We start from the raw sequence: 4,141 nt of genomic DNA on the forward strand, positions 1-4,141 counted from the left end.
GTGGCTCTTTTGGCGTGCCAAAAGAGCCACTAAACCCCGTCCCCATTGATCACATTAACCGAAAGACTTGTTCTACTGTCATACGCATATTATTCTTTGCATTTTCTGTATTCATTGCTTCTTCTATTGTAGTAACACCTCTCACGATTGGAAAAAACGCATCAATTCCGACTTTATTGCACGCCGCAGCTTCCGGTGTAACACTTCCTGCAAACGCAATCACTTTTGCACCATGTTTCTTAGCACGTTTTGCCACTCCTACCGGTGCTTTTCCCATCGCAGTCTGAAAATCTAATTTTCCTTCGCCTGTTACAACGATGTCTGCATCCTTTAATTCCTGTTCTATTCCAACAGCATCTAATATCAGATCAATTCCAGGTATCAGTTCTGCCTGCAGATATGATAAAAATGCAAAACCCATTCCGCCGGCTGCTCCGCTTCCTTTGGCATTCACACAATCACACGCAAGAGTCTGTTCTGTTATAGCTGCGTAATGTTTCATTGCACCGTCAATCGGTACTTTTTGTTCTTCTGTCACACCTTTCTGCGATCCAAATATAAATGTAGCACCATTTTCTCCACAAAGTGGATTAGTCACATCACATGCCACTTTAAAAAATGACTCTGCAAGAAGTGGATTTTTCTTTTTTGTCTCAATCTGAGCAATTCGCCCCAACGCCTGGGCACCATTTCCGACATCTTCTCCATTTTCATCCAGAAACTCAAATCCTAATGCACGAAGCATTCCAACTCCTCCGTCATTGGTTGCACTTCCTCCGATTCCAACGATAAAATCTCTGCATCCTCTGGAAAGAGCATCTTCAATCATTTCTCCAACACCATAAGTAGTTGCCTTCATTGGATTTCTTTCATTCGACAACGTAATTCCTGCTGCTGAAGCCATCTCGATCACCGCTGTTTTTGTTTCCTTTAAATATCCATAATAAGCTGTTACCGGCAATCCGTAAGGTCCCGTTACCGTAACTTCTATTTTTTCTCCTCCAAGACCTTCTATTAACGCTTCTGTTGTTCCTTCTCCTCCGTCTGCCAATGGTTTTACCACCACTTTGGCATCAGGTTTTGCTGCCCTTATTCCTTCTTCTGCCGCTCTTCCGGCTTCCATAGAAGTCATGCTTCCTTTAAATGAATCTACTGCTACTACCACTTTCATATTCATTTTCCTCTGTCTCAAATCACCCTGCAAGGATCCTCTTTTCCCGCCTCATGAAGCATACAACTTTCAATCGAATGTTTTACCATATCACTTACTGCCTGGTCTGTATAAAATGCCATGTGAGGAGTTACGATAACATTTGGAAATCCTCTTAAAATATATAAATCATGCTTACTTAAAACATCTGATTTTCTATCAAAATAATACATTCCAAATTCGTCTTCAATAACATCCAATCCTGCCGCTCCTATTTTGCAGGATTCCAGTCCGTCAATTAACGCTTTCGTATCGATCAATCCGCCCCTCGCTGTATTAATCAACACAACACCATCCTGCATCTTCTGAATTGCTTCTGCATCGATCAAATGCATATTTTCCTTTGTTAATGGCATATGAAGGGTAATCATATCGCATTTTTCATAAATTTCATCTAAAGATGCATACTGTGCATATTTTTTCACTTCATCATTTTCATACTGATCATATGCGTAAATCTTACAGCCAAATCCGCTGATATCACGAATCACAGCACGACCGATTCGTCCGGTTCCGAGCACTCCGACTGTAAAATTCGGCATCTCTTTTCCCTTAATACCGGGAAGCGAAAAGTCATTGATTTCTTCACGCTGCATGATCCGTTTCATTTTACGAATGGACATCAGCATCAACATCACCGTATAATCCGCGACACACTCCGGAGAATACGTCACATTTCCCACGCTGATGCCACATTTTCTGGCAGCTTCCAAATCAATATGATCGTAACCGATTGTTCTTGTCGAAATCATTTTCACGCCAAGTGCATGAAAACGATTCATCAACTCCTCATCGATTTTAGTTGTAATGATACTGACATATGGGTATCCTTCTGCTAGATAAGCATTTTCCATCGTTGGAGCATCATGACAAATTCCAAGCTCTACATGATACTCTTCTGCAAATTTTTGAAAAAATTCTGCTTCATCGAATTCTCTATAACTGTATACAAATAATTTCATCGTGTATCCTCCTCCAATAATCGCCTAGTTGAGGTGCTTTCACTGAGACAAATTTGCTATTACTCACCACCTGAAGAGGTGAGAGTCTTCTCGACTTAAATCAATCCATAATGTTTCATGGCATACGCAATTCCGTCATCTTCAACGGTCTTAGTCACAAATTCTGTATAGGGATCAAGCACCTCTGAATGTGCTCCCAGTGCAATTGTGTGTTGTGCGTATTCGAACATGGATAAATCATTACCGCTATCTCCAAACACATAAACTTGATCCAACTCTAACCCAAGACGTTTTCTCATAAATTCACATGCCGTTGCTTTTGAAAATGGTTTCTGAGCGATTTCATATGCATTATCTCCTCGGTCAATCACTTCCATGTCTGCCTTCAGAAAATCGAAAAACTTTTGTTTATCGCTCTGCTCATCTGCATATACAAATAATTTATCGTATTCTATATCACCTTCATCGATATATTTTTCAATCCCGAGTCCTTTTTTTGCAAAAAATCGCCGAGACGTTTCGAGCATTTCAAATCGAGAGCGTTTTATCGGGAAATATGCATCCTCTGTACCTTCCAGGATTCCATCCAACTTACATTCGTACATCATATCAATAATGTCCTGTCCACGCTTTTTTTCTATATGGCTCTCCAACACGACCTCATCGTTGCACACCAGATAACATCCACATCCGCATAAAAATCCGTCAAAATCAAATCGTCGCAGCTGCGGTGGAATATTACAATAGGTACGTCCTGTATTGATATACATCTTATGTCCGTTTTTCTTTGCCTGATTCAACGCTTCCAATGCACTCTCAGGAATTTCCTTTGTAATTTCAGATAATATTGTTCCATCTATATCAAAAAACAATGCGCTTTTCTTCATTTTGTTTCCTCTTTCTAAAATTTCTATTTTTTTACTCTATCACTTTTTTGGGGAAATGTCTATTTATGCTTTACTTCCGTTCTGATTTTTCTTTTCTGTGAATATATTAAAACAAAAATCTTCTTGGATTCTTGTTTATGAAGAAAATCAAAGACAAAATTTCCACATTTCGCACTACCAAAACATATGCTATCTCGCTTCGTCTCTTTGCCATCCTCTTGTTTTTTTGTGCATCTTTTTGTATCGGACGTTTTACTGCACAAATGAAAGAACAACTTCGCCCATCTGCTATCACTTGTTCTTCTGAAGGAAACTGGGGATTAAGTTTTCAGACCGATGGCGAACCGCCCATTGCAAATGCATCTATGGAGGAACTTGCCAGATTCGATGCTTATTATGCACAAAATACTACTGAAAAAGTCCTCTACTTGACATTTGATGCCGGATTTGAAAATGGAAACACTCCCATAATTTTAGATGCACTGAAAAAACACAATGCTCCAGCCACATTTTTTGTTGTCGGAACTTATATTGAATCAAATCCAGATTTGATAAAGCGAATGGAGAAAGAAGGACATATCGTCGGCAATCATACATATCATCATCCTGATATGACAAAACTATCCTCCCTCTCTGCATTTGAAAAGGAATTAAAAGATGTAGAGAACGCCTACAACAATGTTACTGGCAAAGAAATGACTAAATTCTATCGTCCTCCGCAAGGGAAATATAATGAAAATAATTTACAAATGGCAAAAGAACTCGGCTATCATACTTTCTTCTGGAGTCTTGCCTATGTTGACTGGCAAGAAAATAATCAGCCGACAAAGGAAGAAGCTTTCGACAAGTTACTTACCCGTGTTCACCCAGGTGCCATTGTCCTGCTTCATAGCACATCTAAAACGAATGGCGAGATTCTCGACGAACTTTTAACAAAATGGGAAGAAATGGGATATCAGTTCAAATCATTAGATAGCATCAAGTAACCTTTTCAAATGCAGAGAGGGAGGATAGTTTTGTCATATCAGGATGATGATATGTATGATTGCCGACGATATGTCCTTCTTTCTCCATTCGCTTTA

At 39.4% G+C, this 4,141-nt stretch carries 4 protein-coding genes and 1 pseudogene; 1 reads left to right on the forward strand and 4 read right to left on the reverse strand.

The window, feature by feature from the left end; all coding sequences use genetic code 11:
* Positions 1-49: 49 nt before the first annotated feature.
* From LQE94_RS16035 to LQE94_RS16045, 3 genes are all read right to left on the reverse strand, one after another.
* On the reverse strand, positions 50-1,171 hold the full coding sequence (locus LQE94_RS16035; RefSeq protein WP_118724872.1) for a glycerate kinase: 1,122 nt from the start codon (positions 1,169-1,171) through the stop codon (positions 50-52).
* A 17-nt stretch (positions 1,172-1,188) separates the two neighbouring features.
* Positions 1,189-2,172 (reverse strand): D-isomer specific 2-hydroxyacid dehydrogenase family protein, encoded by a 984-nt coding sequence (locus tag LQE94_RS16040; RefSeq protein ID WP_240578187.1) that lies wholly within the window; start codon positions 2,170-2,172, stop codon positions 1,189-1,191.
* Positions 2,173-2,267: 95 nt separating this feature from the next.
* Positions 2,268-3,059 carry a Cof-type HAD-IIB family hydrolase gene (locus LQE94_RS16045; protein ID WP_118724831.1) on the reverse strand — a complete coding sequence of 264 codons (792 nt, stop codon included), beginning with the start codon at positions 3,057-3,059 and terminating at the stop codon, positions 2,268-2,270.
* A 137-nt stretch (positions 3,060-3,196) separates the two neighbouring features.
* Between LQE94_RS16045 and pdaA the strand changes: the two genes are divergently transcribed.
* A complete protein-coding gene (gene pdaA, locus LQE94_RS16050; protein ID WP_240578188.1) occupies positions 3,197-4,045 on the forward strand; it encodes a delta-lactam-biosynthetic de-N-acetylase in 849 nt (282 codons plus the stop codon).
* Position 4,046: 1 nt separating this feature from the next.
* Here the strand turns inward: pdaA and LQE94_RS16495 are convergent.
* Positions 4,047-4,141, reverse strand: a pseudogene (locus LQE94_RS16495) (polysaccharide deacetylase family protein); the annotation flags it as partial.

Source organism: Mediterraneibacter sp. NSJ-151 (assembly GCF_022487435.1).
Lineage (GTDB): Bacteria > Bacillota > Clostridia > Lachnospirales > Lachnospiraceae > Schaedlerella > Schaedlerella hominis.

Excerpts from the sequence above, each read along its gene's own strand:
- LQE94_RS16040 (WP_240578187.1), bottom strand. The coding sequence starts at position 2,172 with ATGAAATTATTTGTATACAGTTATAGAGAATTCGATGAAGCAGAATTT.
- LQE94_RS16045 (WP_118724831.1), bottom strand. The coding sequence starts at position 3,059 with ATGAAGAAAAGCGCATTGTTTTTTGATATAGATGGAACAATATTATCT.
- pdaA (WP_240578188.1), top strand. The coding sequence starts at position 3,197 with ATGAAGAAAATCAAAGACAAAATTTCCACATTTCGCACTACCAAAACA.
- LQE94_RS16035 (WP_118724872.1), bottom strand. The coding sequence starts at position 1,171 with ATGAAAGTGGTAGTAGCAGTAGATTCATTTAAAGGAAGCATGACTTCT.